The organism is Rhodococcus sp. NPDC080181 (assembly GCF_040702225.1).
In the GTDB taxonomy this organism is placed as follows: domain Bacteria; phylum Actinomycetota; class Actinomycetes; order Mycobacteriales; family Mycobacteriaceae; genus Rhodococcoides; species Rhodococcoides fascians.
In genome coordinates, this window is sequence record NZ_JBFBKN010000001.1 from 401,171 (window position 1) to 427,936 (window position 26,766).

Annotated in this window: 24 protein-coding genes; 3 read left to right on the forward strand and 21 right to left on the reverse strand. The window is 64.7% G+C overall.

Annotation, left to right across the window (positions count from 1 at the left end; all coding sequences use genetic code 11):
• Positions 1 to 143: 143 nt before the first annotated feature.
• The 6 genes from AB0O58_RS01975 to AB0O58_RS02000 all read right to left on the reverse strand — a co-directional run bounded on the left by AB0O58_RS01975 (position 144) and on the right by AB0O58_RS02000 (position 5,269).
• The gene (locus AB0O58_RS01975) at positions 144 to 380 is read right to left on the reverse strand and encodes a helix-turn-helix domain-containing protein (RefSeq protein ID WP_008713658.1); all 237 of its coding nucleotides are present in this window, start codon (positions 378 to 380) and stop codon (positions 144 to 146) included.
• A gap of 127 nt (positions 381 to 507) precedes the next feature.
• A complete protein-coding gene (gene proC / locus AB0O58_RS01980; RefSeq protein ID WP_027498355.1) occupies positions 508 to 1,323 on the reverse strand; it encodes a pyrroline-5-carboxylate reductase in 816 nt (271 codons plus the stop codon).
• Positions 1,324 to 1,341: 18 nt separating this feature from the next.
• Positions 1,342 to 2,199 (reverse strand): thioesterase family protein, encoded by an 858-nt coding sequence (locus tag AB0O58_RS01985; protein ID WP_032369773.1) that lies wholly within the window; start codon positions 2,197 to 2,199, stop codon positions 1,342 to 1,344.
• A gap of 20 nt (positions 2,200 to 2,219) precedes the next feature.
• Entirely contained in the window at positions 2,220 to 3,062 is an 843-nt protein-coding gene (locus AB0O58_RS01990; protein WP_032365210.1) for a sugar phosphate isomerase/epimerase, read from the reverse strand.
• 12 nt (positions 3,063 to 3,074) lie between these two features.
• Positions 3,075 to 4,319, reverse strand: coding sequence for a hypothetical protein (locus tag AB0O58_RS01995; RefSeq protein ID WP_366237777.1), 1,245 nt, complete (start codon positions 4,317 to 4,319; stop codon positions 3,075 to 3,077).
• Positions 4,316 to 5,269 (reverse strand): Ppx/GppA phosphatase family protein, encoded by a 954-nt coding sequence (locus AB0O58_RS02000; protein ID WP_032365208.1) that lies wholly within the window; start codon positions 5,267 to 5,269, stop codon positions 4,316 to 4,318. The genes AB0O58_RS01995 and AB0O58_RS02000 overlap by 4 nt, the downstream gene beginning before the upstream one ends.
• A gap of 78 nt (positions 5,270 to 5,347) precedes the next feature.
• Between AB0O58_RS02000 and AB0O58_RS02005 the strand changes: the two genes are divergently transcribed.
• On the forward strand, positions 5,348 to 6,100 hold the full coding sequence (locus AB0O58_RS02005) for a hypothetical protein (protein ID WP_052061317.1): 753 nt from the start codon (positions 5,348 to 5,350) through the stop codon (positions 6,098 to 6,100).
• 69 nt (positions 6,101 to 6,169) lie between these two features.
• On the opposite strand, the gene AB0O58_RS02010 is transcribed toward AB0O58_RS02005, so the two are convergent.
• The 11 genes from AB0O58_RS02010 to AB0O58_RS02060 form a co-directional block, all read right to left on the reverse strand.
• Positions 6,170 to 6,859, reverse strand: a complete 690-nt coding sequence (locus tag AB0O58_RS02010; RefSeq protein WP_027498361.1) for a response regulator transcription factor — start codon at positions 6,857 to 6,859, stop codon at positions 6,170 to 6,172.
• On the reverse strand, positions 6,856 to 8,028 hold the full coding sequence (locus AB0O58_RS02015) for an ATP-binding protein (RefSeq protein WP_032372357.1): 1,173 nt from the start codon (positions 8,026 to 8,028) through the stop codon (positions 6,856 to 6,858). Before AB0O58_RS02015 ends, AB0O58_RS02010 begins: the two co-directional genes overlap by 4 nt.
• Positions 8,029 to 8,165: 137 nt before the next feature.
• Positions 8,166 to 8,921, reverse strand: coding sequence for a phosphoglyceromutase (locus tag AB0O58_RS02020; protein ID WP_032365206.1), 756 nt, complete (start codon positions 8,919 to 8,921; stop codon positions 8,166 to 8,168).
• 4 nt (positions 8,922 to 8,925) lie between these two features.
• Positions 8,926 to 10,098, reverse strand: coding sequence for a low temperature requirement protein A (locus AB0O58_RS02025; protein WP_052062818.1), 1,173 nt, complete (start codon positions 10,096 to 10,098; stop codon positions 8,926 to 8,928).
• Between the two features lie 228 nt (positions 10,099 to 10,326).
• Positions 10,327 to 10,695 carry a hypothetical protein gene (locus AB0O58_RS02030; RefSeq protein WP_283348424.1) on the reverse strand — a complete coding sequence of 123 codons (369 nt, stop codon included), beginning with the start codon at positions 10,693 to 10,695 and terminating at the stop codon, positions 10,327 to 10,329.
• Between the two features lie 48 nt (positions 10,696 to 10,743).
• Positions 10,744 to 11,277 (reverse strand): DUF3558 domain-containing protein, encoded by a 534-nt coding sequence (locus AB0O58_RS02035; RefSeq protein WP_366237778.1) that lies wholly within the window; start codon positions 11,275 to 11,277, stop codon positions 10,744 to 10,746.
• 167 nt (positions 11,278 to 11,444) lie between these two features.
• Positions 11,445 to 12,584 carry a lipase family protein gene (locus tag AB0O58_RS02040; protein WP_366237779.1) on the reverse strand — a complete coding sequence of 380 codons (1,140 nt, stop codon included), beginning with the start codon at positions 12,582 to 12,584 and terminating at the stop codon, positions 11,445 to 11,447.
• 94 nt (positions 12,585 to 12,678) lie between these two features.
• Positions 12,679 to 14,430 (reverse strand): CocE/NonD family hydrolase, encoded by a 1,752-nt coding sequence (locus tag AB0O58_RS02045; protein ID WP_366237780.1) that lies wholly within the window; start codon positions 14,428 to 14,430, stop codon positions 12,679 to 12,681.
• On the reverse strand, positions 14,427 to 15,689 hold the full coding sequence (locus tag AB0O58_RS02050; RefSeq protein ID WP_366237781.1) for a lipase family protein: 1,263 nt from the start codon (positions 15,687 to 15,689) through the stop codon (positions 14,427 to 14,429). Before AB0O58_RS02050 ends, AB0O58_RS02045 begins: the two co-directional genes overlap by 4 nt.
• A gap of 37 nt (positions 15,690 to 15,726) precedes the next feature.
• Complete coding sequence (locus AB0O58_RS02055) at positions 15,727 to 17,169, reverse strand: MFS transporter (protein WP_283541841.1); 1,443 nt, start codon at positions 17,167 to 17,169, stop codon at positions 15,727 to 15,729.
• A complete protein-coding gene (locus tag AB0O58_RS02060; protein WP_366237782.1) occupies positions 17,166 to 18,620 on the reverse strand; it encodes a condensation domain-containing protein in 1,455 nt (484 codons plus the stop codon). The genes AB0O58_RS02055 and AB0O58_RS02060 overlap by 4 nt, the downstream gene beginning before the upstream one ends.
• Positions 18,621 to 18,880: 260 nt before the next feature.
• On the opposite strand from AB0O58_RS02060, the gene AB0O58_RS02065 reads away from it, so the two are divergent.
• Both AB0O58_RS02065 and AB0O58_RS02070 read left to right on the forward strand, forming a co-directional pair.
• A complete protein-coding gene (locus AB0O58_RS02065) occupies positions 18,881 to 19,903 on the forward strand; it encodes an alpha/beta hydrolase family protein (RefSeq protein ID WP_283541839.1) in 1,023 nt (340 codons plus the stop codon).
• Positions 19,904 to 19,939: 36 nt separating this feature from the next.
• Complete coding sequence (locus tag AB0O58_RS02070; RefSeq protein WP_032365200.1) at positions 19,940 to 20,905, forward strand: glucosyl-3-phosphoglycerate synthase; 966 nt, start codon at positions 19,940 to 19,942, stop codon at positions 20,903 to 20,905.
• 176 nt (positions 20,906 to 21,081) lie between these two features.
• Here the strand turns inward: AB0O58_RS02070 and AB0O58_RS02075 are convergent, their stop codons facing one another.
• The 4 genes from AB0O58_RS02075 to AB0O58_RS02090 all read right to left on the reverse strand — a co-directional run bounded on the left by AB0O58_RS02075 (position 21,082) and on the right by AB0O58_RS02090 (position 26,750).
• Positions 21,082 to 22,671: an AMP-binding protein gene (locus tag AB0O58_RS02075; RefSeq protein ID WP_032372350.1), complete on the reverse strand. Its 1,590-nt coding sequence runs from the start codon at positions 22,669 to 22,671 to the stop codon at positions 21,082 to 21,084.
• A 197-nt stretch (positions 22,672 to 22,868) separates the two neighbouring features.
• Complete coding sequence (locus AB0O58_RS02080; protein ID WP_366237783.1) at positions 22,869 to 24,038, reverse strand: ABC transporter permease; 1,170 nt, start codon at positions 24,036 to 24,038, stop codon at positions 22,869 to 22,871.
• Positions 24,035 to 25,255: an ABC transporter permease gene (locus AB0O58_RS02085; protein WP_366237784.1), complete on the reverse strand. Its 1,221-nt coding sequence runs from the start codon at positions 25,253 to 25,255 to the stop codon at positions 24,035 to 24,037. The genes AB0O58_RS02080 and AB0O58_RS02085 overlap by 4 nt, the downstream gene beginning before the upstream one ends.
• Positions 25,248 to 26,750, reverse strand: a complete 1,503-nt coding sequence (locus AB0O58_RS02090; RefSeq protein WP_032372349.1) for an ABC transporter ATP-binding protein — start codon at positions 26,748 to 26,750, stop codon at positions 25,248 to 25,250. The genes AB0O58_RS02085 and AB0O58_RS02090 overlap by 8 nt, the downstream gene beginning before the upstream one ends.
• Between the last annotated feature and the right edge of the window lie 16 nt (positions 26,751 to 26,766).

The window sequence follows — 26,766 nt, forward strand, 5'->3', positions numbered from 1 at the left end:
ACAACCTTGGTCACCGAGCTGGCGCTGGGGCCACGTACTCGCCCACGGCTGCACACCGGCTGGCTGGCACGACGAACGCCAATCCTACCGGTGTGAGCCGTGACTTACGAAACCGGCCCGGTCTTACGACCTAGCTACGTGCACTAGCCTGCGTCGAAATACGAGGTCTCGAGATAGTCGTGTACCGCCTTGGCGTGCACACGAAAAGATCGACCCACCCGTACTGCGGGCAGCTCTCCGCCGTGCACCAGTCGGTACACGGTCATTTTCGAAACTCTCATCAGAGTCGCCACCTCGGCGACAGTGAGGAACTGTGTTCCGGCCAGAGCCGGTTGACCGTCCGGGGACGAACCCTTGGACGGCTTGTTTATAGACGCCATCAATCCACTTACCTCCGGCACGTCTCATGCGGCAGGCTTCCCCTCCTGCCGAACAGACACGCACGTGCTGCCCCCGAGCCTATAGGGACAGATGGGGTTACTGCGACGGGTGTGGGGAAAAGATTTTTTATTCTGCTGTGATGCCCATCTCAATCGATCGGGCGTTGGCTGCACCGAGAGCATCGAAAAACGCAGCTCGGAGGCCGTTTCGCTCCAATTCGCGTACCGCCGCGGCGGTCGTTCCGCCCGGGGAGGTCACGGCATACCGAAGCTCGCTGGCGGACTCGTCCGAGCGATCCAGCATCGCTCCCGACCCCACCATCGTCTGTGCGACGAGTGCAGACGCGACATCCCGGCTCAATCCCAGGCCCACTCCCGCGTCGATCATGGCCTCGGCGACCAGGAAGAAATAGGCCGGACCGGACCCGGACACGGCCGTCACCGCATCGAGCTGATGTTCCTTGACGACGACGACCTTGCCGACGGCCGAGAGGATGGAACGCACGAGCTCGAGGTGCTCGGCGCGGGCGTACTTCCCCGGCGCAAGCACACTGACGCCCTCCCCCACCAGCATGGGGGTGTTGGGCATGACCCGTACGACCGGGAATCCGGCGGGGAGCTTGGGCTCGAACTTGGCGGTGGGCACGCCTGCGGCGAGCGAGACGATGAGTTGTTCGCGGTCACCGTCGAGCTCGATCTTGGTGATCTGATTCAGTGCGCCCTCGACGTCGGCCGGCTTGACCGCCAGCACGATGACGTCGGCTCCCTCGGCCGCGTCGGCGACACTGGCGGTCAGCACTCCGAAGTCCTTCGCGATCTCTTTGGCGCGCGGCTCGGACTTCTCGGCGACCACGAGGTCGCGCACGGCATGACCGGCCTCGAGGAGTCCCGCAATCAATGCCTCGCCGATCCGTCCGCCACCGATCACTGCAATTCTCGTCATACGGCCAAGCCTGCCATGTCAGTTCGAGCGCGGCACCATCGCCAACTGTCGGCTCTGCACCACCACGGCACCGGTCGAGTCGAGTATCAGGTGGTCCTCCTCGAACCAGGTGCTGCCGATGACGGAGCTGGTCGCTGCCACTCGCAGCCACCCCGGAGCCGGGCGGCGACGCAGATATGTCGTCAGCTGGACCGTCGGCGCCCAGCCGAACATTCCGCGGTTCATCGTCACCGGGGCCGAGATGTCGCCTGCCATCAACGCGAAGAGCACCGACGTGTCGGCGTCGGCTTCGTCGCCCGCGAAGGGGCGCACCCACAGTCGAATTTCGGCCTCACCCTGCTGACCGGTGAGAAACGATGCCGACGACGGTTCGATCCGCATCTCGCAGCCCTTGGCGACGTGCACGATCGACGCCATGGGGTGATCGCCTGCCACCGCGAGGGTGTCCGCAGGAGGCTCCGCGGCCATCGACGTCAGCGACAACGGGGTTTCGTGGTTCGGTTCCTCCGAGTCGGGCCGACCGAGGGTGACCACCGCCCGCACTGCGACGCGTCCGGCCTGAGTCAGCTCGACGTCGACGTGCGAGACCTGCCTGCCGCGCTTGCGCACGATCGTCGTGAGCGCCACTTCGCCTGGGTCGGGCGCGGCCAGATAGCTGACGCTGACGGCCAAAGGCTGGATCTCGACCTGGGCCGGGTCGATCAGCACGATCTGCTGACGCGCCGCGGCCGCGCAGATGGCGAGCATCGCCCCGCCGTGCACTTTGGGGCCGATGGTCCAGGTGGAATCGATCGCACCGGCGAAGGACGCCGTGTCTGCGGAGACGTCGAGTGGGACCAGTGTGGTTGCGGCCCGGAACGGGCTGGTGGAACTCATTCCGGACAACTTACCGGCAGTCAGGACAGGTGTGCGCGGGCGAACTGCAGCGCCTGGTCCAGCATCGACGAACGCTCGGGCACCGTGCGCGCATTCTGAGTGTTGATCTCGATGACGGCTTGACCGTCGAATCCTCGCCGCACCAGTTCGGTGCAGACCTGGGCGCAGGGCTGGCTGCCGTGCCCCGGGATCAGATGCTCGTCCACGGACGCGCCGCGGCCGTCGGCCAGATGCAGGTGCGCTATCCCGTCGCCCATCCGGTCGAGCATCTCGAGTGCGTCCGAGCCTGCGGTCGCGGTGTGCGAGAGGTCGAGTGTGTAGTGGCCGTGACCGACGTCGGTCGGGTCGTACGACGGCGAGAACGCCGACAGCGCCGCTCCCGGGCCTCCCCGTCGTTCGAGCCGCTGGGCGGATTTCTCCTTGCGCCCGAAGAATCTGTCGGCACGCATCGGGAACATGTTCTCTACCGCGACCACGACGTGGGAGTTCGATTCGAGTTCCGCCACCTGATCGGCGAATCCATCGCTGTACTTGCGCTGCCAGCGGAACGGCGGATGCACGACGACGGTCGCCGAACCCAGCTTCTCGGCCACTTCGACCGACCGGGCCAGTTTGACGATCGGATCCGATCCCCACACGCGCTGTGAGATCAGCAGACACGGCGCATGGATGGCCTGCACCGGTATCGAGTACTCACGTGACAGCGCAGCCACCGCATCGACGTTCTGACTGATCGATTCGGCCCACACCATCAGTTCGACGCCGTCGTAACCCAGATCGGCGGCATAGCGAAACGCTGCCTCGGTGTTCTGCGGGTACACCGAGGCCGTGGACAATCCGACCTTGATTCGCTTCGCCGCCATCGTTGTCGAAACTCAGCCGGTACTGAGCTGGAAGGCCAACGGACCGAGTGTGACGAACACACCGACGGCTATGGCAATGACGATCGAGACCAGATCATCGGTACGCCGGAGAATCCTCACCACCGCGACGAGACCGACGATGACCAGCACCGACAGCACCAGCGCCACCCATGGCAGCACGTCCCACAGCTGCTCGAAGCCCTTGAACAGCAGCGCACCGACGACGATCGACACCACTGCCTGCCCGATGAGCACCAGCCACTGCCGAACCGCGCCGCCCTTGCCCTTGACCGGGGACTTGTCCTTGCTTCCCGTGTCCTTGCTCGCCGTGTCCTTGCTCGCAGTGTCCTTGCTCGCCTTGTCCTTGCTCGCCGACTTGCGTCGATCGGCACGCGAGCCGGTACTCGGGGTGTCGGCGGTCTTCGAGTCGGCAGGGTCGTCGTCGGTGGTCGGCTTCGTGAGGTCGACTACCTCGGGTATGACCTGAGTGCCGGCCTCGTCGGCCGATTCATCAGTGGCCTTCTCGTCCGCGATCTTCTTAACAGCGGTCTTTTTGTCGGCGGTCTTCTTGTCGTCGACCTCGTTAGCGCGCGTGATGCGCGGGGTGACCGCGGTCTTCGCCAGGTCGTCCACCTCGACGAGAGCGGCATGTGGGCTCTCCACGAGCGGCGCACGCGAGGTGACGTCGGTCTTGGGTTCGGCGGATTCGGTCGAACGCGGCGGCTGGAATCCCGCCGATCGACGGGCCCGTCCCTGCTCGGCCTGGGTCGACCCGTACGGGCGTCGCTCCGATGCTTGCGCGGCAGGAGCAGCGGGCCGCAACCCGCGCGCGGTGTCGTCGTGAGATCGATTGAGCAGGTCTCCGGCGACGGTCGTGGAGCCCGACAGCAGTTCCGGTTCGGGCTGCTGCTTGTCGCGCTTGCCTGCCGGTTGGTACGGGGTCGGGCGTGCGCTCTGGGGCCGGGCCGGTTGCGGCCTGGACGACGTGGTCGTGTCGCCGTCGGATGCGCTGCTCTTGGTCTCGTTCGCAGCGGTATCGGGAGCTTCGTCCCGCGGCTCGTCGACGACGGGTGCGCTGCGGTCGCCGGGTTCGTCACGAACGACGGGAATCTCCCCGGTCAGTTCGGCCACGGAGATGCCGCCCTTGACGCCTCGCCGGCGTCGCCCTCCTGCCGTCAGGTTGGTCTTCTGGCCGTTTCTGGCCAACAGCTCGGCGACCGAGATCTGCCCGGTGTCTTCCGGGTTGGCGTCGCTCATCTCGAACTCCCCACCAGATCGCCGTCGGCTTCGGTGTCCAGCTTCCTCAAAATCAAACCTTCCCTCAGCGCCCACGGACAGATCTCGAGTGATTCCACCGACAGTGCCCGCATGCTCGCCTCCGCTACCAGCGCCCCGGCCACCAGTTGTGGTGACCTGTCGGCACTGATGCCTTCCAATTCTGCACGGTCGGCGGCCGTCATCCGCGATATGAACGCGATGAGTTGCCTCAGACCGCTCGCCGTCAGCGTTCTCGTCACTCGCGGACCGGCTGCGGAAGGCGCAGCACCGGTCAAGCGAGCCAACGAACGAAATGTCTTCGACGTTCCCACCGCGCGGTCCGCATCGCCCGCAGCCAACAGTTCTTTGGCCGGTGTCGCGAGTTCGGCATCCAACCAGTCACGAAGAACGGCGATACGACGCTTTCCCGGAGGATCCTCGTCGAGCCAGTCCCGGGTGAGGCGGCCGGCACCGAGCTGCAGGGAGAACGCCACGTCGGGATTCTCGTCGCTGCCGCTGGTCAGTTCCAGCGATCCGCCGCCGATGTCGAGTCCGAGGATGCGCCCGGCGCTCCAGCCGTACCAGCGGCGCACGGCCAGGAACGTCAATCTGGCCTCGTCCACGCCGGACAGGGTTTCCAGGGCCACTCCGGTCTCGGCGAGAACACGCGCGAGAACGTCGTCGGAGTTGTAGGCGTCGCGCACCGCGGAGGTGGCGAACGCCATCAGTTCACTGCAACCCGACCGGGCGGCGATGGCGGCGAACTCACGCACCTCGTCGACGAGCCGATCGGCACCCGCAGGAGTGATGTTGCCGAACGCGTCGGTGTTCTCCGACAGGCGCAACGTCGCCTTGCTCGAGCTCATCGGCGTCGGGTGTGCGCCACGGTGTGCGTCCACTACGAGCAGATGCACAGTGTTGCTACCGACGTCGAGCACCCCTAATCGCACAACCCCACGGTACTGGGTCTAGCGTCGTCCTTTGTGACAGCAGGTCGTGAGCAGCCACCGTTCGCTGCAGAGGTCGAGATGGATTTCCCGCGAGAATGGGTCGAGTTTCCCGACCCCGACAATGCCGAACATGTCATCGCCGCCGATCTGACGTGGCTGTTGTCCAACTGGACCTGCGTGTTCGGTACCCCCGCCTGCCAGGGCACCGTCGAGGGTCGCCCCGACGACGGATGCTGTTCGCACGGCGCGTTCCTGTCCGACGAGGACGACAAACGCAAGCTCGACGAGTCGGTGAAGTTGCTCACGCCGCAGGACTGGCAGCTGATGGACAAGGGTCTGGACAAGAAGGGATACGTCGAATACGACGATCTCGACGACGAGCAATCTCTGCGCACGCGGCGGTACAAGGGTGCGTGCATCTTCCAGAACCGACCCGGGTTCGAGGGTGGCATCGGGTGCGCATTGCATTCGATGGCGCTGCGCAAAGGCATCGAGCCGCTCGAGGTCAAGCCCGACGTGTGTTGGCAGTTGCCCATCAGGCGCACCCAGGATTGGGTGACGCGTCCCGACGGCTCCGAGATTCTCAAGACCACCATCGGCGAGTACGACCGACGCGGTTGGGGCGAAGGCGGACTCGATCTGCACTGGTACTGCTCCGGCTCACCCGACGCGCACGTCGGCGCGAAGCAGGTGTTCGAGTCCTACAAGCCGGAATTGACCGAGTTGCTCGGCAAGGCCGCGTACGACGAATTGGCGTCACTGTGCAAGCGTCGCCGTGGCCTCGGTCTGATTGCCGTACATCCGGCCACTCGTGAGGCCCAGCGCCGGTAGAGCGGCTGGCGCCGCACGTGAGTGGAAACTCGTAGCCCACTACGCTTTTCCACTCACATGCCGCAGGCTCTACCCCTCGAGCTTGTAGCCCAGACCGCGCACGGTGACGAGATGCTCCGGCTTGGCCGGGTCGGTCTCGATTTTCGACCGCAGCCGTTTGACGTGCACGTCGAGAGTCTTCGTGTCGCCCACGTAGTCCGCACCCCACACTCGGTCGATCAACTGGCCCCTGGTCAGTACCCGGCCGGAGTTGCGCAGCAGGTATTCGAGCAGGTCGAACTCCTTGAGCGGCAACGTGATCTGATCGGATCCGACCATCACCACGTGGCGTTCGACGTCCATCCGCACCGGACCGGCTTCGAGCACTCCGGTGTCGGTGCCGCCATCGACCTCGGCGTCACTGCCGCGGCGCAGTACGGCGCGGATACGAGCGATCAGCTCACGGGCCGAATACGGCTTGGTGACGTAGTCGTCGGCACCGAGTTCGAGCCCGACGACCTTGTCGATCTCACTGTCGCGCGCGGTCACCATGATCACCGGAACGCCTGAGCGCGAACGCAATTGCTTGCACACGTCGGTGCCGCTCATTCCGGGAAGCATCAGGTCGAGCAGCACGATGTCCGCGCCGGCACGATCGAATTCGGCCAGAGCCGACGGTCCGTCGCCGACGACGGTGGCCTCGAACCCCTCTTTGCGGAGCAGGAAGGCCAGTGGATCGGCCAACGACTCTTCGTCTTCCACGATCAGAACGTTGGTCACTGATTCTCTCTTTCTGTAACCGCGGCGTCGTCTTCTTCTTCGAAGTACGCGGGGATCTGGAGGGTGAAGGTGGATCCGGTGCCCAGCTTGCTCCACAGCGAGATGCTGCCGTTGTGGTTGGCTGCGACGTGTTTGGCGATGGCAAGGCCGAGGCCTGTCCCGCCGGTGGCCCGCGACCGAGCTTTGTCGACGCGGAAGAATCTCTCGAAGACGCGTTCCTGGTCCGCCTTGGCGATACCGAGTCCGCGGTCGGTGACGGCGAACGCCACGTTCGATCCGCGCAGTGCCCTACTGACCGAGACGGGTGAACCGTCGGAGGAGTACGCGATCGCGTTCTGGATGAGGTTGGCCAGCGCCGTCACCAGTAGTGCCTGGTCGCCGAGTACTTCGAGCCCGCTCGGGTGGTCGGTGGTGACGGAGATGCCCGCGTTCTCGGCAGCGAGTTTGGACCGGTCCATCGCCTCGTTGACGACGGTGTCCACGTCGACCACTTCCAGGTCGGGCAGTTTCTCGGCCCCCTGCAGACGCGACAGCGCGATCAGCTCGGTCACCATGTTGCCCAGGCGTTTGGATTCGGCGACGACCTTGCCGCCGAAGTGCCGGACGGAATCGGGATCGTCGGCGGATTCGAGCAGCGCCTCGGCCAGCAGGCTCATCGCACCGACCGGCGTCTTGAGTTCGTGACTGACGTTGGCCACGAAGTCGCGACGCGTGGCCTCCATCCGTACCTGCTCGGAATCGTCGTCGGCGAAGAGAACGACGAACCGTCGGTCCTCTTTGCTGAGCAGTCGCGCGACGCACCGGACGGCGATCTTGTCGCGGCCGGGCCGGGGGGCCTTGGCACTGAGATCGACTTCGACGGGATTGCCGTCGGACAGCACTTTCGTCGCCGCGGCCCACGCCCGCTCGTCGATGGAACGGTTACGCACCAGGCCGAGCTCCTCGGCCCGAGGATTCGACAGCACGACGTCGTGAAATTGATCGACGACGGCGATACCGCTCTCCGACGCCAGCACGATGAGGTCCAGTACCTGCGACATCGTCAATCCGGAGGTGGCGCGGCGGCGCTCCGAGTGTCGAGTGTTGAGGTACGGGATCAGAACACCGCCGACGAGGTATCCCACGAAGGCCGCGGCAATTGCCAGTAGTACGGCCGATGCAACACTCACACCGGAATCGTACGTTCGATGGACGGCTCACATACGCAGGGTGCAGGCATTTCCCTGGTCGTCATAGCCCTCGTCGGCAGTGTTCTTCGTTCGTTCACCTGCAGTTTCGACAAACTGCCGGTTTGTGCGTGGCGGAGTTACTTGCCGCCCTGGTTTGCCACGGCAGCCGCACCCGCAGCCGCTGCTTCCGGATCCAGGTAGGTGCCACCCGGATTGGTCGGCTTCAGCTTGCCGTCGACCTCGGTGAGGTCGTACTGCAGTGGGATGCCGGTGGGGATGTTCAGTTCGGCGATGTCCGCGTCGGAGATCTCGTCGAGGTACTTCACGAGTGCACGCAGGGAGTTGCCGTGTGCGGCGACGAGCACATTCTTGCCGGCCTTCAGATCGGCGACGATCGTCTCCTCGAAGTACGGGATGAGCCGTTCGACGACGTCGGCGAGGCATTCGGTCAGCGGAACGCTGTCCAGGTCGGCGTAACGGGGATCGGCATCCTGGCTGAATTCGCTGCCGACCTCGATGGCGGGTGGCGGGGTGTCGTAGCTACGACGCCACAGCATGAACTGCTCGTTGCCGTACTTGTCCTTGGTCTCGGCCTTGTTCAAGCCCTGCAGTGCGCCGTAGTGCCGCTCGTTCAGACGCCAATCTCGCACGACGGGGATCCAGTGCCGCTCGGCCGCGTCGAGCGCGAGGTTCGCGGTGCTGATCGCGCGGCGCAGCAGCGAGGTGTACAGCAGGTCGGGCAGTACGCCCGCCTCGGCGAGGAGCTGGCCGGCGCGCTTGCCCTCGGCCTCGCCCTTCTCGGTCAGTCGCACGTCGACCCAGCCGGTGAACTGGTTGGACGCGTTCCATTCGCTCTCGCCGTGACGAAGCAGAATCAGGGTTCCGATACTCATGTGGTCAGTTTCTCATGCGGGACGCTGGGGAGTGGAGCCTGCGGAACGACCTAACGCTGGGGGGTCGTGGCCCGCGTGCGACGAGCACGCCGACGACGACGATCATGACGACCGCGGTGAGGGTGATCGGGATGGGAATGATCGGGTCGAACAACACGAGCACGGCACCGACCGGAACTGCGATGTTGACGACGCGATCCGCGTGGGCGCGGATGGCGATCAGCCAGACCCCGAGGACGAATATCGCAATCGGAACCGTGACGGTGAACGACGCGGCGACGTCGCCGAGCTTGCTGTGTTCGGTGAGCACATCGATCTCGACCTCGATGCCGGCCGAGAACGCGCCCGCCGCGGCGAAGATGAAGTAGTGCGTGTAGCCGTAGATCAGCGAGTTGCCGAACTTTCCGATGGCCCGGTGGTGCGGCGGCCAGAAGTAGATCCACCACAGACTCGCGGTGACGACGAGGGTGAGGACGGAAATCGAGATCAAGGGTGCCAGCGCCGTCTCGTCGTGCAGCGCTTCGATGATGGCGTTGGCCGATGCGAGCAGACTCTCGCCGAGCAGTATCAGCGTGAACAGCCCGTAGCGTTCGGTGATGTGGTGCGGGTGCCATGGCGTCGACCCGCTGCGTTCGGCGATCAGTGGAACCGCCATTTCCGCGGCTGCCAACACGAAGAACAAGACGACGGCGGCTGTGCCGTCGAACAGCACCAGCCAGAGAATCCACAGAACTTGAACGCCCGCAATGCCTGTCGCGTATGTCAGTGCGGTCTTCTTGTAGTCACCGGTCCGAGACGCTCGAACCCATTGCGTCACCATCGCCACGCGCATCACGACGTAGCCGAGCACTACGACCGCAAAATCCTTGTCCACGAACGCCGATTCGACTCCGGCGGCGAGCACCAGCACGCCGGCCATCTGTACGACGGTCAGCGTTCGATAGAGCCAGTCGTCGGTATCGAAGGAGGTGGCGAACCACGTGAAGTTCATCCACGCCCACCAGATCGCGAAGAACACGAGCGCGTAACTGAGCAGGCCGTCGGCGACATGGTTCTCGGTGAGCGCGTGATGGAGTTGCACCGCCGCGATACTGACGGCCACGACGAACACGAGGTCGAAGAACAATTCGAGTGGACTCGCCGCGCGATGCGGTTCGTTCGGATCGCGCGGACGCATCTGTACCAGCCGGGCCGTGGAAAGATTCACGAAGGCAGAGTAAGGCATCCGATTCGCGAATGTTGTCGTGATTGCGTTGCCGTAGTTGCCTTTACGGACATTTCGGGCAGGGTCGACGGTATGGCGTTGGCAATGCACGGAACCTCCCACCCTTTTGGGCGACCGCACGCCGGGGTTCCGCGCATAGCGGGGGTGCGAGGTCCGGAGAAAGGGTGTGAGGTTGCGGGACTACTCCCCCAGCGCCGCCCCGATCTCGCCGACCCGAGCTCCCACGCTCTGATCAACCTCTTCGGTGTCGACGAAATAGCGACGAAACACCGAGCGCATCAATTCGATGACCTCGATGTGTTGCCTGATCGCAACAGCCGCCGACCGTTCCTCACCATCGGCCAGTCGCTTGAACTTGCGACCCAGCTGTCGAGCTGAAGGAAGCGTGCCGAATGCGTCGATATCGACGAGAAACTCCGTCTTCTGCAACATGCCATTCAGGTGTCTGAGATATTCGGCGCACGCCTGGTCGCACTGGAACGCCACGCCCTCCGGAATCTCGAGCGCCCCCGCGGCCGCCTGCTCGGACAGGTTGCGCCACTGCTGCATCGACACTGCAAGACTATTGACGTTAGTCCCCACCAGATCCCCCATCCGTCAATTTGTTGCCGGAGGCAGCGACGAACGCAGAGAGCCTGCGATCCGCATGATCTCCACGCACGGGTCACCCTGCGGGTCTTCGGAACCCATTGTGTCGAGGACGAAATACACCAGACCCTTCTCCACCTCGAATGCCATGCCACAACTTCGTCCGGCGGGGCGATCGGCGCGGAGGAATTGGTATCCGCCGAGACCGTCGACCTTCGAGAATTGATTGAAGCGGTCGTTCGCCTCCAGATCGTCCAGCGAGTGGAAGCCCGAGAACGCGCCCAGGAAGTACCACGATCCAGGGTCAGGGTCTGTCCAGATACACGTCTTCCAGTCGTTGGACAGCGGGGCGTCTCCGAACAAGTTCGAGCTTTTGCTTTCCACATCCAATCCCGCAACCTCGACGGCATTGTCCGGGATGGTGCATGGATCCCAGGGCTCGGTGGCGATCGGCGCAGCGCTGGTCGACGTCGGCAACGCAGCATTCGGTGCACTCGGCGTCGACTCACCACATCCGGCGACCAGCATCATCAGTCCGACCACACCCGTTACCCAGCGCCCCGTTGCTCTCACAACTGGTTGGACGCGGCGAGCCCCGACTCGGTTCCCCGGCAACCTCACACCCTTACTACCGACTGCGCGCCCCCGCTCGCTCAGGAGCAAGGGCGCGCAGTCGACAAATGCGGTGTGAGGTCACCACCCAGCGGACATCAGCCGCAGTTCGACGGTGCCGGCTCACCTCGGAATCGTGCGTCCACGTACGCGTAGGCCTCGGGCAATCCGACCAGCGATCCACTGAAGTGCTCCGCCAATGGGTAAGCCCGGAACTGAACGGTTGCCCCGGCTGCGCAGTAGCGGTCGACCGTCTCCTTCACCGGCGCGTAGGGGGTGATGAAGTCGTTGATTCCATGCCAGATGTATACCGGGGCCGTGGGGACGCCGTCGTAGTCGACGAGACTGTTCTTCTTCAGTACCGCCTGCGCAGAGGGCAGGGACGCGATGTCGACGTTCGACAGATCTCTTGCGCTCTTGAACGCTCCGCCGATGATGATGGGGCGCCTGCATTCGTTGCTCACGCGATCTCGCAGGGCCAGGCCCGCTGCATTCAGGTTCTCCGAGACGGGGAATTCCGTCGGGTATTCACGTTCGAGTCCGAGTGATGCCGCGAGTGCCATTCCGAAGGCGGGGTGGGGAATCGCGCTGTAACCCAGGTTCTGTGCGATCAATCCCAGGTCCGCCGGAGTTCCACCGTGCACGCTGGCCACGATGTTCAGCTCCGGCGCGTATGCGGGTGCCATGGCACCGGCCCACGAGGTCGCCAGTGCGCCTCCCGAGTAACCCAACAGTGCAACGGGACTGTCCTTCAGCGGCAACTGCTCGAAGTTCTGCACGGCCCGCACACCGTCGAGCGTCAAACGACCTTCGTACTCCGCGGCTCCGTAGGCTCCGGTCGGGCCGAGGTAATCCGGCACCGCCACCGCCCAACCGCGGGCGACCATACCGACGTACAGGCTCGGCGCTTCACCGATCTCGTATGTAAAAAGACCATGCGACGGTGCACATTTGACGCCCAGGGCATTGATGACGGCTTGATAGGACACCAGTGGGGTTCCCGCGCCCTTGCCTCGCGGCATCAGCACGGTCGTCACCGCGGCGACGGGTGCACCTGCGGAGTTGGTGGACCGATACTTGAGTTGCCAGATGTCGGTGTTGGGGTACATCCAGGCGTCGGCCCGTCGGCTGGCCAGGATGTCACCCGGCGCGTGATCGGCGATGTCGGCCGGTGCCGCGTAGAAGACGTCCGGATCCGGGGCCGTCGGCGCGGGAGCCGCCGAAGCTGTTGTGCCCACTGCGAACAGGGACGCACAGAGCGCCACCAGGATGGACCCCAGGGTAAAGAATTTTCGGATCACAGCGAGCCCTTCGGGTGAGCAAAATCGAAGATCACGGGACTACGGGAAGAGAAAGCTGGTTGATCGGATCCGTCGAGGACACGGTGACGTCCGCTGGGCCCGGCCCACCTGCGAAGGACGGATCCGACGCGGTGATCTCGACGGCGACGCGATGACCGCGGTCGAATCGATGGACGATGCTGGGTAGCGAGATGGTCACCGGTTCAACGGATCCGGTGAGTACGGCGGGTGCGAGAAGTCCGTGAATCGGGCTTCGCGCACCGTCGGGTGCTACGTCGAGCACGGTGACGAAGACGGTCGCGGGACCGGACACCGTGGGACCGATCGACAGTTCCGGTGCGCCGACGACGTCGATGGGTTCGGTCAGTGGCGGCGTCGTCCAGTTCGCGGCAGAGTCGGGTAGCGAGACCCGCGGCACGGGCAACTCGGCCGCGAGATTCGGCAGTCCGAACGTGGTGGGTATCGGCGCACCTGCACCCCGAATCGTCTGGGTCCACAGTTCATTCGACGAATCCCCCTCCGCCAGTGATCCATTCGACAAACGGAACGTGCGGCGAGCACCGACGGGAAATGTCTCGGATTCGACGTAGGCCGGCGACGCGACACCGGTATAGGGCACCCAGTCCCGGAAGTAGGTGAAAGCCGGTCCTGGGTCGACGTCACGATCCTTGAGGTGTCGGTCGAGCCAATTGCCCACCAGTGCCGCTTCGTGCTGAGTGAACGGGTCGGGGGCCTTGATGTCGAACTCACCCGGATAACCCTTGCGATCGTTGTGTCCCCACGAGTGCCAGACCATGGACGTTTCCACTCCCCGCGCCCGCAGGGCCTCGAATGTGGCTGCAGCCTCGTCGAGACTGAACAGCGAATCCTTCTGCCCCTGCGTGAGCAACACCGGCACATCGACTCGATCGAGATAGTCGACGGGCGAGACATGACGCATCGCCGCCAGAGTTCCCAGGTCGGGTTCGCGATTGGCCGTGAAGGCGGACGCGGCGTCGCACACCCACTGGGCGTAGTTCGGGCACCGCTGTGCCCGTGCCGGATCCACGGCGTATCCGCCCGGTCCGGTCAGAACGGCACCGGCGGCCAGAAATGCCGAACCGAACACGCTCTTGACCGGCCCGACGGATCTGCGGCCGGCCCCGTCCGGTGCCAACGACCGCGCCAGATCGTTCCAGGTGATCATCGACGCGACGGTGTCCAATCGTGGATCGACCGATGCCGTCGCCAATCCCGTTGCGCCGGCGTAGGAACCGCCGAGGTAGCCGACGCGCGGGTCACCCGGTGCGTCGAGGCGAACGACATCCAGTGCCGGGGCGGCCACCGTCCGTGCGGGATCGGTGAACACCCCGCCGCTCTCACCGGCGAGATAGCCGATCAGAGCCGATGCGGCCATGCCGTCGTAATCGGGATCGGCGAAGTAGATCTTGCATGTCGAGCCGCCGAAACCCAGAGCCGAGTACGTCAGAACCACGTAGCCGTGAGTGGCGAATCTGGCCGCGGCACCGGCCTGGTCGTCCTTGGATCCGCCGAAACCGTTGCTGGTCAGAATGGCTGGAGCTCGGTGGTCCGGTCCCAGCCCGACAGGAACGTACACATCTCCGACGACGGTGCAGTGCTGATCGTGTTCGGGCCCCACTGCGACGTCGAAGTACCGAGTCTGCACCGAGAAGTCGCCGAGCGCCTGCGGTGCCAGGACCGGAAGCTCCGCTGCATATCCGGGCGCGGAAGCCGCGACCAGAGCCGTCGTCACAGCAGCGACGACGGCTGCCAGTCGTCTCATCGGAGGCAGTTCGTCGGCGGCGCGGCACCCCGGAACCTGTTGTCCAGGAATGTCAGTGCCGCGGGAAGACCCTCGAACGCCGCCTGGATGTGCTGCGGTGCATGGACGACGTCGAACTGCAAGGTGGCACCACGCGCGCAGTACCGAGCAGCAGTGTCACGCAACGCACCGATCGGAATGAGCGGATCGTTGTCGCTTCCCCACAGCAGTGTGGGTGCCGTCGGCACACCCGCGTACTTGACCAGACTGTTCTCGTCGATGATCTGCTGCGCCTCGGGGCTGTCCACCAACGACGTAGTGGTCGAGACCGCCAGCGCGCTCTTGAAGGCTCCGGTCGCAAGGATCACCGGCGTGCACGCATTCGACACCTGATCCTTCAACGCCAGACCGGTGGGATTGAGCTGCGCGGTGATCGGCAAACGATCCGGGTATTCACGTTCGAGTCCGAGGGCGGCCGCGAACGCGAGACCGAATGCCTGATGGGGCTGAAAACCCAAGGCGCGAGCGATGTTGTCCAGATCCGCAGGCACACCTCCGGCTGCGGCACCCACGATGTTCAGCTCGGGTGCATAGCTGGGAGCGAGCGCCGCGGCCCACGCCGTCGCCATACCGCCGCCGGAGTAACCGGCCATGCCTACCGGGCTCGCTGCCAAACCGAGTTCCGGCACGCGCTGTGCGGCGCGGACGCCGTCGAGCGTGATCTGTCCGCCCAACTTGGCTGCGCCGTACGCACTTTTCGGCCCGAGGTGGTCCGGTACCGTCACGGTCCATCCACGCATCAGCGCGAGGTTGAGGAATTCGCGTTCCTGCACACCGGTCGTCGGGTCGGCACCGAACAGGGACTCCGACGGTGCGCACTGCAACCCGAGCGCGTTGACGAACGGCTGATACGACAGTAGAGGCCCACCGGGTGCGCGGTTCGTCGGTGCCAGAACGGTTGTCACTGCGGCGATGGCGTCGCCTCGGGAATCGGACGACCGGTACTGGAGCTGCCAGATGTCGGCACCGGGATACAGGGGGCTCGAAAACCGCCGACTGGCAACGACATCGCCGTTGTTCTTCCCGTTCAGGTCCGCAGCCGCCGCATACAACGTGCCGGGTACCGGGGCCGGATCACCGGGCGCGGCCGACGCATGGGGAGCAGATACGAACAACAGCGACATCAACCCGACGACGAGTGTCGAGGTCACGAGGGTGCGAAACATGGTGTAACTCTTCTCGATTTCGATCGGCCCGAACTCCTGGTCCGGGTGAGACATTGTCGGATACTGTTGCGGGACAATCACTTAAGAATATTCACGGCACACCCTGGGAGACCATCGACGAGCTGCGTTCGACGACGCCGCGGGGCAGCGCGGCCGCGACTGCGGTGGCCACCACCATGGTCGCGGCCAGCCCGAACAACACCGTCCGCTGAGACGCCAGATAGTCCGCGGCAACCGGCTCCGCAGGAAGCAGACCGAAGTACAGGGCCCCGGTCACCGCGGTTCCCACAGCCGATCCCACTTGTTGGACGGTCGGCAGAATTCCCGAGGCCGAGCCGATAGCGTGCGGGGCTACCCCCGCGACGATGGTGCTCTGCAACGGCGCGATCACCGACCCGAGACCCGCTCCCAGTACCCCGAGCGGCACGACCGCCCACCAGGGAAAGCCGGCACGGTCCAGATATTCGGTGGTGACGCCGAGAACGAGCAGAGCCAGTCCCATGGCAGCCGCGCCGGCCGCAACGACGCGAGAATCCCAGTGGTGGAACGAGATCGGCGCGGCCACCGAAGCGAGCACCGCCCCGAGAGCGAAGGGAACAGTGATCGCTCCCACCGTCGACGCGCTCTCACCCAATCCGGATTGCAGTGTCACCGACATCGTCAGAACGAACCCGGTGAAGGTCCCGTACACGAGAGCCGATACGGCGCATCCCACGGAGAATCCTCGCTCACCGAAGACGCCGATGTTCACCATGACGTGTGCTCCTGCAGCACGTCGACGACGCTCCCACATCGCGAACCCGGCCAGTGTCGTCAGACCGAGCGCAACCGCGGGCAACGCTGCGGCGACACTCGAGCTGATCATGACGGGACAGACGATCAGCAGGGCCGCGATCGACCACAGGACGGCGCCGACCGGGTCGAACCGCCCGCCGTGTCCGGCCGGGACCTGCTCGGTACCCGGTGCCACGAACCTACGGCCGAGAACGATCGCCGCCGCCGCGATCGGGACGTTGATCAGAAACAGTGCTCGCCAACCGGTTTCGAGGATGTCGAGGTGCAGCAGCGCTGCGCCGATGGACGGCCCGGCGAGTCCGGCCAGCCCCGCGGTGCCACCGTACAGCGCGAACGCGGTGGTGCGCCGGGTGCCGGAGTAGGCCGCTGTCACGATCGCCACCGTCTGGGCCGACATCGCCGCTCCCGCGAGCCCCTGCAGCACGCGAGCGAGGACGAGCAGTTCGACGGTGGGCGCATACGCGCAGAGCACCGACGTCACGGCGAACAGTGCAGTGCCGGTGACGAATACCGTTCTGCGCCCGAACACCTCGCCTGCGCGCGCCATCGTGAGCAGCGCGCAGGCGAAGGCGAGCAGATACGCCGTCGGGATCCAGACCTGCTGGGTGCCCGACGCGTCGAGGTCACGCGCGATCGTCGGCAACGCCACGGTGACGGCGGTGACGTCGATCATCTGCATCGTGACGGCCAGCAGGCAGGCACCCAGCGTCAGCCACGACCCGCGGCGAGGGAGCGTCATACCCTGCTGACGTCCGGAAGCTCGTGGGCCAACACGTGAGCCTCGGGTGGCTGTGGGATGTAGTCGCCCTTGTCGACCACGGCGGCGTAGATTTCGGAAATCTTGGAGAAGTACAGGTCGATCGAACGATCGGCCTCGTCGGTGCCCGGGTACAGGAACTCGACGCCGGTGTGGTCCTCGAAGCGGTTGATCCACATGAAGACTTCCTCGGAACTGCCGCGGTTGCCGTACAGACCCGCTCCCGCCGCATCCAATTCGGCTTCGCCCGGCAACTTGCGAACGTCGACGTACGAGATCATCGGCGCGGTCCATCCCGGCTGCGTCGTGATTCCGTGTTCCGGCAAGGCCAGCTCGAGCACCCGGTGGTACGAGGTGTTCGCCAGCAACTTTCCCGAGTCGAATGCCGCCTGTGCGAGCACTGCGAGGGTACGGAACGTCGGCTGCTCACCGAGGTCGAATTGCACAGGAATCAGGCTCGAATACCACCCGATCGACGCGAATTCGCCCGGAGTCGCCCGAGTGCTCTTGGGCGTAAGACCGAGGTAGCTGCCCCGGCCGGCGAGCTCGTACTCCGCCAGAGCTGCGGCGGCGAAGATTCCGCCGATGAACTTGACTCCCACGGCTGCACACGCCTCGTCGACTGCCTGCGCGGTGGCACCATCGAACAACGGGAACGAACTGTGCGAGGTCCGGGTGTAGTCGGCGCTGCTGCGTCCCAACGGAAGTGGGAACGTCGGCAGATCGCCCCCGTTGTCGGTGACCAAGTCGATCCACGTCCGAACCGCAGGGCTCTCGAGAGTCGTCGCGTCGCTCTCGAGACGTTCGCGCTGGCAGTACTCGAGGTAGCTGCCCGGGGTGAACAGGCCGTCGGACTCCCCCGTCACCGCGTTGCGATAGAGCTGGCGCAGTTCGTTGTAGGTCAGGGCCTGCGAGATGCCGTCGGTGTCGAGGTGATCGACCGCCGCGTACACCACGAAGTGATCGTCGTGTTCGATCGTTCCGAACGAGAAGCAGTCCCAGCTCTCTGGACCGGGCGTGCTGTCCTGCACGTGACGCCGAATGGCCTCGGAGTCCGCAGGCGTTCCGAAATCGGTCGCTTCGAGCGCGATGTCGGCGACGTCGACAAGGTGGCGCGTCGAACCCTCGGCCGTCGTCGAGAACCAGCTACGGAACGAATCGTGTCGGGTGACGAACGTGTTGAAAGCTCGTCCCATCGCGGTGCGGTCCAGTGCGCCTTCGATCTTGAACGTCACCAGGCACAGCCGCGAGAATCGGAACGACGATCCCCGGTTGCGGTAGGCGGCTTCGAGATACGCCTGCTGGATGTGCGAGGGCGGTGCCGGGTGAACGGGCGCAGCCGCGGCAGCAGCTCGTGAGGCGACGGTGGGTGACCACGTGGTGAGCGGTCCTGGAGCGGGCTTCCACTCGTCGATGAGTCCGAATGCGACCACGACACAACCTTTCGAAGGAGACAGAGCGATTCGACGCGGCGAGGTGCGTCGGAGGGGTCAGTGCATCACCCGGGCAGAGGCCGAGAAACCCCGTCGACGAGCATTTTGGAAAATTGACAACGATTCGCGGGATATCTGTGTCAGAACTGAAGGATCGTCAACATTGTTGTCGACACCAGTGATCCGCATTACCGTCCAAAGGCACATCGCGCTCGCCGGAGATTTGTCGTGCGTGGCTCCCACAATGTCAGGAACCGTTGATGCCCAGTCGATTTCGCCTCGGTCAGGCGACCTTGTCGGCGCTGAGTGTGCTCGCTACCGTCGTCGTTCTCCTATCGATCACGACGGGGTCGGCTTCCGCCGACACCGTCTCGTCGGTGGTCGGCGTCGAGGGAGTCGCCGACCGACGAGACATCGTGTGGGTGCATTCGGCAGCCATGGACCGCGATATCCAGCTCGACGTATTTCGGTCGGCGCAGCCCGGTTCACCCACGCTCTATCTACTCAACGGGGCGGCGGGCGGTGACGGGGGAAGCAGCTGGTTCGACCAGACCGACATCGCCGGCTTCTTCGGAGACAAGAACGTCAATGTGGTGGTTCCGCGGGGCGGCGCTGCGAGCTATTACACCGACTGGTTGCACGACGATCCGGTACTGGGCCGAAACATGTGGTCCACCTTCCTCGGTCGCGAACTTCCTCCGGTGATGGATGCTCTGCTCGACGGCAACGGGGCCAATGCGGTCGCCGGGATCTCGATGGCAGGCACGTCCGTTCTGCAGTTGGCCATCGCCCATCCCCCGGTGTATCGATCCGTCGCCGCGTTCAGTGGATGCGCACGCACCAGCGACCCGGTGGGTGCCATGTACGTCAGGTCCGTCGTCGAGGCCCGCGGCGGTGGGTCGACCGCCAACATGTGGGGACCACAGGGCAGCGCCGACTGGATTGCCAACGACCCCTACGTCAATGCCGAGGGGCTGCGCGGCATGGCCGTCTACATCTCGTCCGGAACGGGAGCGCCCGGTGCGTTCGACGTGCCGGGCGGCCCCGGTATCGGCAGCGATTACGGCAAGCTCGCCCAACAACTCGCCGTCGGCGCAGTGATCGAAGCAACGACAGATGTGTGCTCGCAACAGATGCGGAAACGGTTGCAGGAGTTGAACATCGAGGCCACCTACAACTTCCGACCCAACGGGACCCATTCCTGGGCCTACTGGCAACAGGATCTGCACGATTCGTGGTCGGTGATCGCACCGTCGTTGGGGCTGCCGACCGGCCCGTCCTGAGCCGTGCACTCCTCGAGCGATGACGAAGGAAAAGCGATGAACCGAACCGACGTTGCGGGCACTCCGGCTCTGGCTGCCACCTGGGCCCGCTCTCCGTGGCCACTGGCAGACATCATCCGGGCCAAACGTGGCCGGACCGTCTCGGTCGTGCTGCCCGCTCTCGACGAGGAAGAGACCGTCGCCGGCGTCATCGCCTCGATGACTCCCCATCTGGGCAGCCTGATCGACGAGCTGGTGGTGCTGGATTCGGGGTCGACCGACCGCACCGCGGCGCGGGCCCGCTGCGCCGGTGCCACCGTCGTCTCCAGGGAGGACGCCCTACCCGGCACACCCGTGGTTCGCGGCAAGGGTGAAGCGCTGTGGCGCGGAGTGGCCGCCACCTCGGGCGACCTCGTGGTGTTCGTCGACTCCGATCTGGTCGATCCCGGTTCGCACTTCGTTCCCTCCCTCGTCGGTCCACTGGTCATGTCCGACGACGTCGAGTTGGTCAAAGGCTTCTACCGTCGACCGCTGACGATCGGTGACACCACCGACGAGGACGGCGGCGGCCGCGTCACGCAGCTGACGGTACGTCCTCTGCTGACGGCGCTTCGGCCCGAACTCGCCGGCGTCTTCCAACCGTTGGGCGGGGAATACGCCGCGACTCGTCGCCTCCTGGAAGCACTTCCGTTCGCCCCCGGCTATGGAGTCGAGATCGGTGTACTGCTCGATACGTGCGACCGGTTGGGTATCGGCGCGATCGGCCAGGTCGGACTGGGAACCCGACGGCATCGAAATCGGCCGACGTCGGAGTTGGCTGTCATGAGTCGGCAGATCATCGCCACGATGTTCTCGCGCCTGGGCCTGAGCGATTCCGGAGCCGGGTTCACCACGTTCTCCACCACCGGAACTCAGCTCTCGATGAGCGTGGCACCGTTGTCTCTCGTCGACCGTCCCCCACTGACCACCCTGGACGAATACAACCGCCTCACCCGATGCCCGGCGATGAGTGCACCCGGCTGATTCGAGCGCGGTTCCACGACAACCTCACACCCCTGCTACCGACTGAGCGCCCATGTTTGCGCCCGAGGAGGGTCGCGCGGTCGGAAAAATGGGTGTGCACTATCGAAACGTCTGCGCCACCACACAACACCCCGCCCCACTGAGTGTGAGACGGGGTGTTGTCGTGGAACGGAGTTTTACTTTCCAGCCTCCGCTGCCCGCAGATCCTTACGAAGAATCTTGCCGGCCGCAGACTTCGGCACGATGTCGATGAACTCGACGCGTCGAACCTTCTTGTGCGGGGAGACGCGCTCGGCGACGAACGCGATGATGCCCTCTTCGTCGATCGTGGCACCCTGCTGGCGGACGACGAACGCCTTGGGGATTTCCTCGCCCTCGTCGTCGAGCACACCGATGACGGCCGCGTCGGCGATTTCCTCGTGCGTGAGCAGCAGCGCCTCGAGCTCCGCCGGGGGCACCTGGTAGCCCTTGTACTTGATCAGTTCCTTGAGGCGGTCGACGATGTAGACGACGCCCTCGTTGTCGGCGACGGCGATGTCGCCGGTGTGCAGGTAACCGTCGGAGTCGAGGGTCTCCGCGGTGGCGGAGGGATTGTTCAGGTATCCCGCCATCACGTTCGGTCCCTTGACCCACAGCTCGCCCGGCTTGCTCAATCCCTCTGTGGGCAGCTCGATTTCCTCGAGCGTGCCCGGGTCGACGAGCTTGTTCTCGGTGTTGGCCAGTGGCTGGCCCACCGAGCTGAGCGGCATGTCGTCGCGATCGAACGGGATCGCGTGGCTGACCGGGCTGAGCTCGCTCATGCCGTAGCCCTGACGCACCCGCGTGTTCAAGCGCTTGGCGACGGCCTTGCCGAGCTCCTCGTCCAACGGGGCCGCGCCGGAGAAGATGGTGTGCACGCTCGAGAGGTCGTACTGATCGATCATCGGGTGCTTGGCGAGCGCGACGGCCACCGGCGGGGCGATGAACAGGTAGGTCAGCTTCTGGTCCTGGATGATGCGAAGGAACTCGACGAGGTCGAACTTCGGCATCGTCACCAGGTGCGCGCGCAGCTTGAGGGCGATGTTGAGCAGCACCGTCAGGCCGTAGATATGGAAGAACGGCAGCAGCGCCAGGATCGCGTCGTTGCTGTCGATGCCCACGCGCGGTTCCATCTGGGCCACGTTGGCGACGAGGTTGCGGTGCGTGAGGATGACGCCCTTGGGCACACCCGTCGTGCCGGACGAGTACGGCAGCACGGCAACGTGCGTGGCCGGATCGAACGAGACCTCGGGAGCAGGTGCGCCCTGGGTGAGCAGGTCGCGCAGGCTCGGGTGGCCCTCGGCGCCGTCGAGCACGATGACGTGATCGGCGTCGATGCCCACCTTGTCCGCGGCGGCCTTGGCCTGCGGGTACAGCGGGGAGACGGTGAACAGGAACTTCGCGCCCGAGCCGGTGAGCTGCTTGGCGATGTCCTCGGCGGTGTACAGCGCATTGATCGTCGTCGCAGTTCCGCCGGCACGCAGAATGCCGTGCAGCACCGACGCGAATGCGGGGACGTTCGGCGAATGCAGTCCGACGACGTCGCCGACCTCGAGCCCACGGGCAGCGAGCGCCCCGGCGATCGCGTCGACCTGGCCGATCAGGCTCTTGTAGGTGGTGACGTCACCCGACGTGCCGTCGATGAGCGCAGGCTTGTCCAGATCGGACTCGGCGATGGACCCGAACAGGAAGTCGTAGACGCTCAGATTCGGGATCTCGACGTCGGGAAAGGGACTGCGGAAGCTCATGGCTCTCCTTCGAAAAACTGCGGCAACAATGATCGAACCTTACAGTGAAAGCGGTCACATCGGACAGCGACCCTACCGCTGAGTCAGATGGCGAAACCGTCAACTCCTGGACGCGTACGGTTTGCCCGCTGCGGCCGGTCCTCGCACGTGGCCCACCAGGCCGGCGACGGCGAAAATGGTGACCACGTACGGCAGCATCAGCATGAACTCGCTCGGCACCGGGGACCCGATGATGCCCAGTACGTTCTGCAGATTCGACGCGAAGCCGAACAGCAATGCGGCCAGGGTGCACGCACCGGATCCCATCGGCCGAAGATGACCGCGGCGAGTGCGATGTAGCCGGCACCTGCGGTCATCTCCTTGCCGAAGGCTCCGACGGACCCGAGCGTGAAATACGCACCGCCGAGCCCGGCGATGGCACCGGCGAGGCAGACGTTCCAGAACCGCGTTCGGGCCACGTTGATTCCGACGGTGTCGGCGGCTTGCGGATGCTCACCGACGGCACGTAGTCGCAGACCCCACTTGGTGTGGAACAGACCGAAGAACACCAGGGCCACGGCGATGTACATCAAATAGACGATCAGTGTCTGTCGAAACAGCACCGGACCGAGGATCGGAATCTGCGAGAGCACCGGAATGTCGATGCGCGCGAAGCGCGGTGGCGAATTCAGCGTCTCGGCGTTCTTGGTGAGCACCACCGAGTACAGGAAGCTCGTCAGTCCGACGACAAGCACGTTGAGCACCACACCGACGATGACTTGATTGACGAAGTAGCGAATCGAGAACACCGCCAGCAGCGACGCGGTCAGTGCGCCGGCGACCAGAGCTGCGAGCAGCGCCACGTAGGTCGAACCGGTGATCGACGCGACGACGGCGCTGACGAAAGCCCCTGCCAGCAGCTGCCCCTCGATGGCGATGTTGATGACGCCGACACGCTCGGAGATCACTCCGCCCATCGCACCGAAGATCAGCGGTGTGCTCAAAGCGACTGCGCCGATGAGCAATCCGGGTACGGGGATCGTCTCCCCGTCCGCGGCCCACGCGAGAAATCCGAACACGAACAGCACTGCGAACACGGCGAGCAGCCACAGCGGCGTCGACCGGTAACGCGACGCCAACAGGGCCGCGTAGCCGGTGATGACGGCCAGCAATACGACCACGACCAGGCCGGCACCGTACGACGGTACGCCGACGGCGGGCAGTGCGAAGAAGTCGTCTTCGGAGGCCAGCGCGAATGTACTGGTGCCCGAGCCTTTTCGGACCACGAACAGCACCAACGCCAGCAGTGTCACGACCCCGAGGATCGTGGGCACCTTCCAACTACGACCGAGGACCGTCTCTGCGGGTGAGTCGACGGAGGTGGTCACAGTGCACCCACCTTCGCGGTCTCGGCTTTGGCGAGTTTCTCTTCACCGGGTTTGGGCAATCGGAACACCGCTCGCACCAACGGCGGTGCGGCGATGAACAGCACGATCACCGACTGCACGACGAGCACGATGTCGATGGGTACGCCCTCGGCCGCCTGCATGGCGAACCCGCCGGCCTTGAACGCGCCGAACAGGATTCCCGCGAAGAAGACGCCCCACGGTTTGGATCGCCCGAGCAGGGCCACGGTGATGGCGTCGAATCCGATACCGGCGTCGATGTCGGCACTGAAACCGGTGGTGACCGTACCGAGCACCTGAGCTACACCGGCCAGGCCGACGAGAGCTCCGGACAGGATCATCGCGTAGAGGTAGATACGGTTGACGTTCATGCCGGCGACGCGTGACGCGTGCGGGTTCTCACCGACGGCACGGAACCGGAATCCGAGGCTCGATCGTTCGAGCAGCCACCACACCGCGACCGTCACGAGGATCACTAGCACGAACCCGAGATGCAGGTTGTACTTGTCGCCGAACAGCTTCGGGAACACGGCCGTCGATTCGATGGGGGCCGTCTTGGGATTGTTCGATCCCGGAGCCTGCAGCGCACCGGGAGTACGCAGCAGGTACGAGATGAGATAGAACGCAACGTAATTGAGCATGATCGTGACGATCACCTCGTGAGCACCCGTGCGGGCCTTGAGGAATCCGGCGATGCCGCCCCAGACCGCGCCGCCGACAACGCCTGCGACAACGGCCACCAGCAGATGGATGCCGGCGGGCAGGCTCACCCCGAAACCGACCCAGCCCGCGCATGCGGCGGCGATCAGCATCTGGCCACGACCACCGATGTTGAACATACCGACTCGAAAGGCAAGGGCCACACCGAGTCCGGCGACGATGAGCGGTGTCGCGAATGTCAACGTCTCGGTCAACGGCCGGATGCCGTTCTCGAACCCGGGACGACGGAAGTTGTACACCGACCCCTGGAACAGCGACAAATACGCGCCGGACACCGAATCCCAGATCGCCGTCAGCATGTCCGACGGACGGGAGAAGAAGTAGCCTGCCGATTCCTGGACGCCGGAGTTGGTCGCGGCAATGAGGACGGCACCGACGATCAGCGCAAGCAGGACCGCGAGAACCGAGATGATCGCACTGCCGGTGAAGATCTGCCGAAGTACGACATGAGCTTTCGACGGCTGCTCGGTCTCACTCACCGCGCTCGCCGCCCATCATCAATCCGAGTGTTTCGCGGGACGTATCCCCGGGGACGATTCCCACGATTGCTCCTCGATACATGACGGCTATGCGGTCGGCCAGTGCGGCGACCTCGTCCAGTTCGCTCGACACCACGATGACCGGGATCCCCGAATCCCGGGTGGCGACGATGCGCTTGTGTACGAATTCGATGGATCCCACGTCGATTCCGCGAGTGGGCTGCGCGGCGACGAACAGTCGCAGATCGCGGCTCAGTTCGCGTGCGAGTACCACCTTCTGCTGGTTACCACCGGACAGGCGTCCGACAGCGGTTCCGATTCCCGGTGCCCGCACGTCGAATTCGGTCAGTTTCTCCGACGCGAACGTGTCGAGATACTCCCGCTGTACCGCTCCGCGCCGCACGAACGGCTCGCTGATGGAGCGGTCGAGCATCAGGTTCTCGGCAATCGAGAACTCCCCCACCAGGCCGTCGACGGTCCGGTCCTCGGGCACGAACCCCACGCCGGCGTCGAGCACCTGCTGAACTGTCGCCCCGACGAGCGAGCGGCCGTCGAGGGCGATCTTTCCGGATACGTTCTCCTGCAAACCGAGTAGCGCCTCGACGAATTCGGTCTGCCCGTTGCCCTGCACGCCGGCGATGGCGAGGATTTCTCCCGCGGCGACCTCGAGACTGATGTCGTCGACGGTCTTGTTGCCCTGGGCGTCGAACACCGACAGGTTCTCGACGACCAATGCGGCAGCACCCGGCTCGGCCGGTTCCTTCGAAACTGTCAGCTGCACATCACGTCCCACCATCAACGCGGCGAGTTCGGTGTTGCCTGCCGTCGGCTTCGCTTCGCCGACGACCTTGCCGAGCCGGATGACGGTGATCTTGTCTGCTACTTCGCGTACTTCACGGAGCTTGTGGGTGATGAACACGATGGTGGTGCCCGACGCCGCAAGTTCCCGCATGATCCGCATCAGATCGTCGGTTTCCTGCGGCGTCAGCACGGCCGTCGGCTCGTCGAACACGAGCACCTTGGCTTCTCGAGAGAGCGCCTTGACGATCTCGACCCGCTGCTGAACGCCGACGGGGAGATCGTCGACGAGAGCATCGGGGTCGAGGTCGAAGCCGAACCTCGCGGATATCTCTCGTACCAGCTTTCGTGCTGCCACGAGGTCGAGTCGTCCACCGAGCGAGGTGGTTTCGTTGCCGAGCACGATGTTCTCGGCCACGGTGAACACCGGAATCAGCATGAAGTGCTGATGCACCATGCCGATTCCTGCAGTCATCGCCTCGCCCGGTCCGGCGAAGTTCTGCTCGACGTCGTCGAGCAGGATCTGGCCCTCCTCGGCGCGGTACAGGCCGCTCAGCACGTTCATCAACGTGGACTTGCCAGCACCGTTCTCACCGAGGAGGCAGTGGATCTCGCCGGATTCGACCGTCAGATCGATGTGATCGTTGGCGATCAACGAGCCGAATCGTTTGGTTATACCGCGAAGTTCGAGCTTCATATCCCTTTACGACCGA

Excerpts from the sequence above, each read along its gene's own strand:
- AB0O58_RS01975 (WP_008713658.1), bottom strand. The coding sequence starts at position 380 with ATGGCGTCTATAAACAAGCCGTCCAAGGGTTCGTCCCCGGACGGTCAA.
- proC (WP_027498355.1), bottom strand. The coding sequence starts at position 1,323 with ATGACGAGAATTGCAGTGATCGGTGGCGGACGGATCGGCGAGGCATTG.
- AB0O58_RS01985 (WP_032369773.1), bottom strand. The coding sequence starts at position 2,199 with ATGAGTTCCACCAGCCCGTTCCGGGCCGCAACCACACTGGTCCCACTC.
- AB0O58_RS01990 (WP_032365210.1), bottom strand. The coding sequence starts at position 3,062 with ATGGCGGCGAAGCGAATCAAGGTCGGATTGTCCACGGCCTCGGTGTAC.
- AB0O58_RS01995 (WP_366237777.1), bottom strand. The coding sequence starts at position 4,319 with ATGAGCGACGCCAACCCGGAAGACACCGGGCAGATCTCGGTCGCCGAG.
- AB0O58_RS02005 (WP_052061317.1), top strand. The coding sequence starts at position 5,348 with ATGGATTTCCCGCGAGAATGGGTCGAGTTTCCCGACCCCGACAATGCC.
- AB0O58_RS02020 (WP_032365206.1), bottom strand. The coding sequence starts at position 8,921 with ATGAGTATCGGAACCCTGATTCTGCTTCGTCACGGCGAGAGCGAATGG.
- AB0O58_RS02025 (WP_052062818.1), bottom strand. The coding sequence starts at position 10,098 with ATGCGTCCGCGCGATCCGAACGAACCGCATCGCGCGGCGAGTCCACTC.
- AB0O58_RS02030 (WP_283348424.1), bottom strand. The coding sequence starts at position 10,695 with ATGCAGCAGTGGCGCAACCTGTCCGAGCAGGCGGCCGCGGGGGCGCTC.
- AB0O58_RS02045 (WP_366237780.1), bottom strand. The coding sequence starts at position 14,430 with ATGAGACGACTGGCAGCCGTCGTCGCTGCTGTGACGACGGCTCTGGTC.
- AB0O58_RS02050 (WP_366237781.1), bottom strand. The coding sequence starts at position 15,689 with ATGTCTCACCCGGACCAGGAGTTCGGGCCGATCGAAATCGAGAAGAGT.
- AB0O58_RS02055 (WP_283541841.1), bottom strand. The coding sequence starts at position 17,169 with ATGACGCTCCCTCGCCGCGGGTCGTGGCTGACGCTGGGTGCCTGCCTG.
- AB0O58_RS02065 (WP_283541839.1), top strand. The coding sequence starts at position 18,881 with ATGCCCAGTCGATTTCGCCTCGGTCAGGCGACCTTGTCGGCGCTGAGT.
- AB0O58_RS02070 (WP_032365200.1), top strand. The coding sequence starts at position 19,940 with ATGAACCGAACCGACGTTGCGGGCACTCCGGCTCTGGCTGCCACCTGG.
- AB0O58_RS02075 (WP_032372350.1), bottom strand. The coding sequence starts at position 22,671 with ATGAGCTTCCGCAGTCCCTTTCCCGACGTCGAGATCCCGAATCTGAGC.
- AB0O58_RS02090 (WP_032372349.1), bottom strand. The coding sequence starts at position 26,750 with ATGAAGCTCGAACTTCGCGGTATAACCAAACGATTCGGCTCGTTGATC.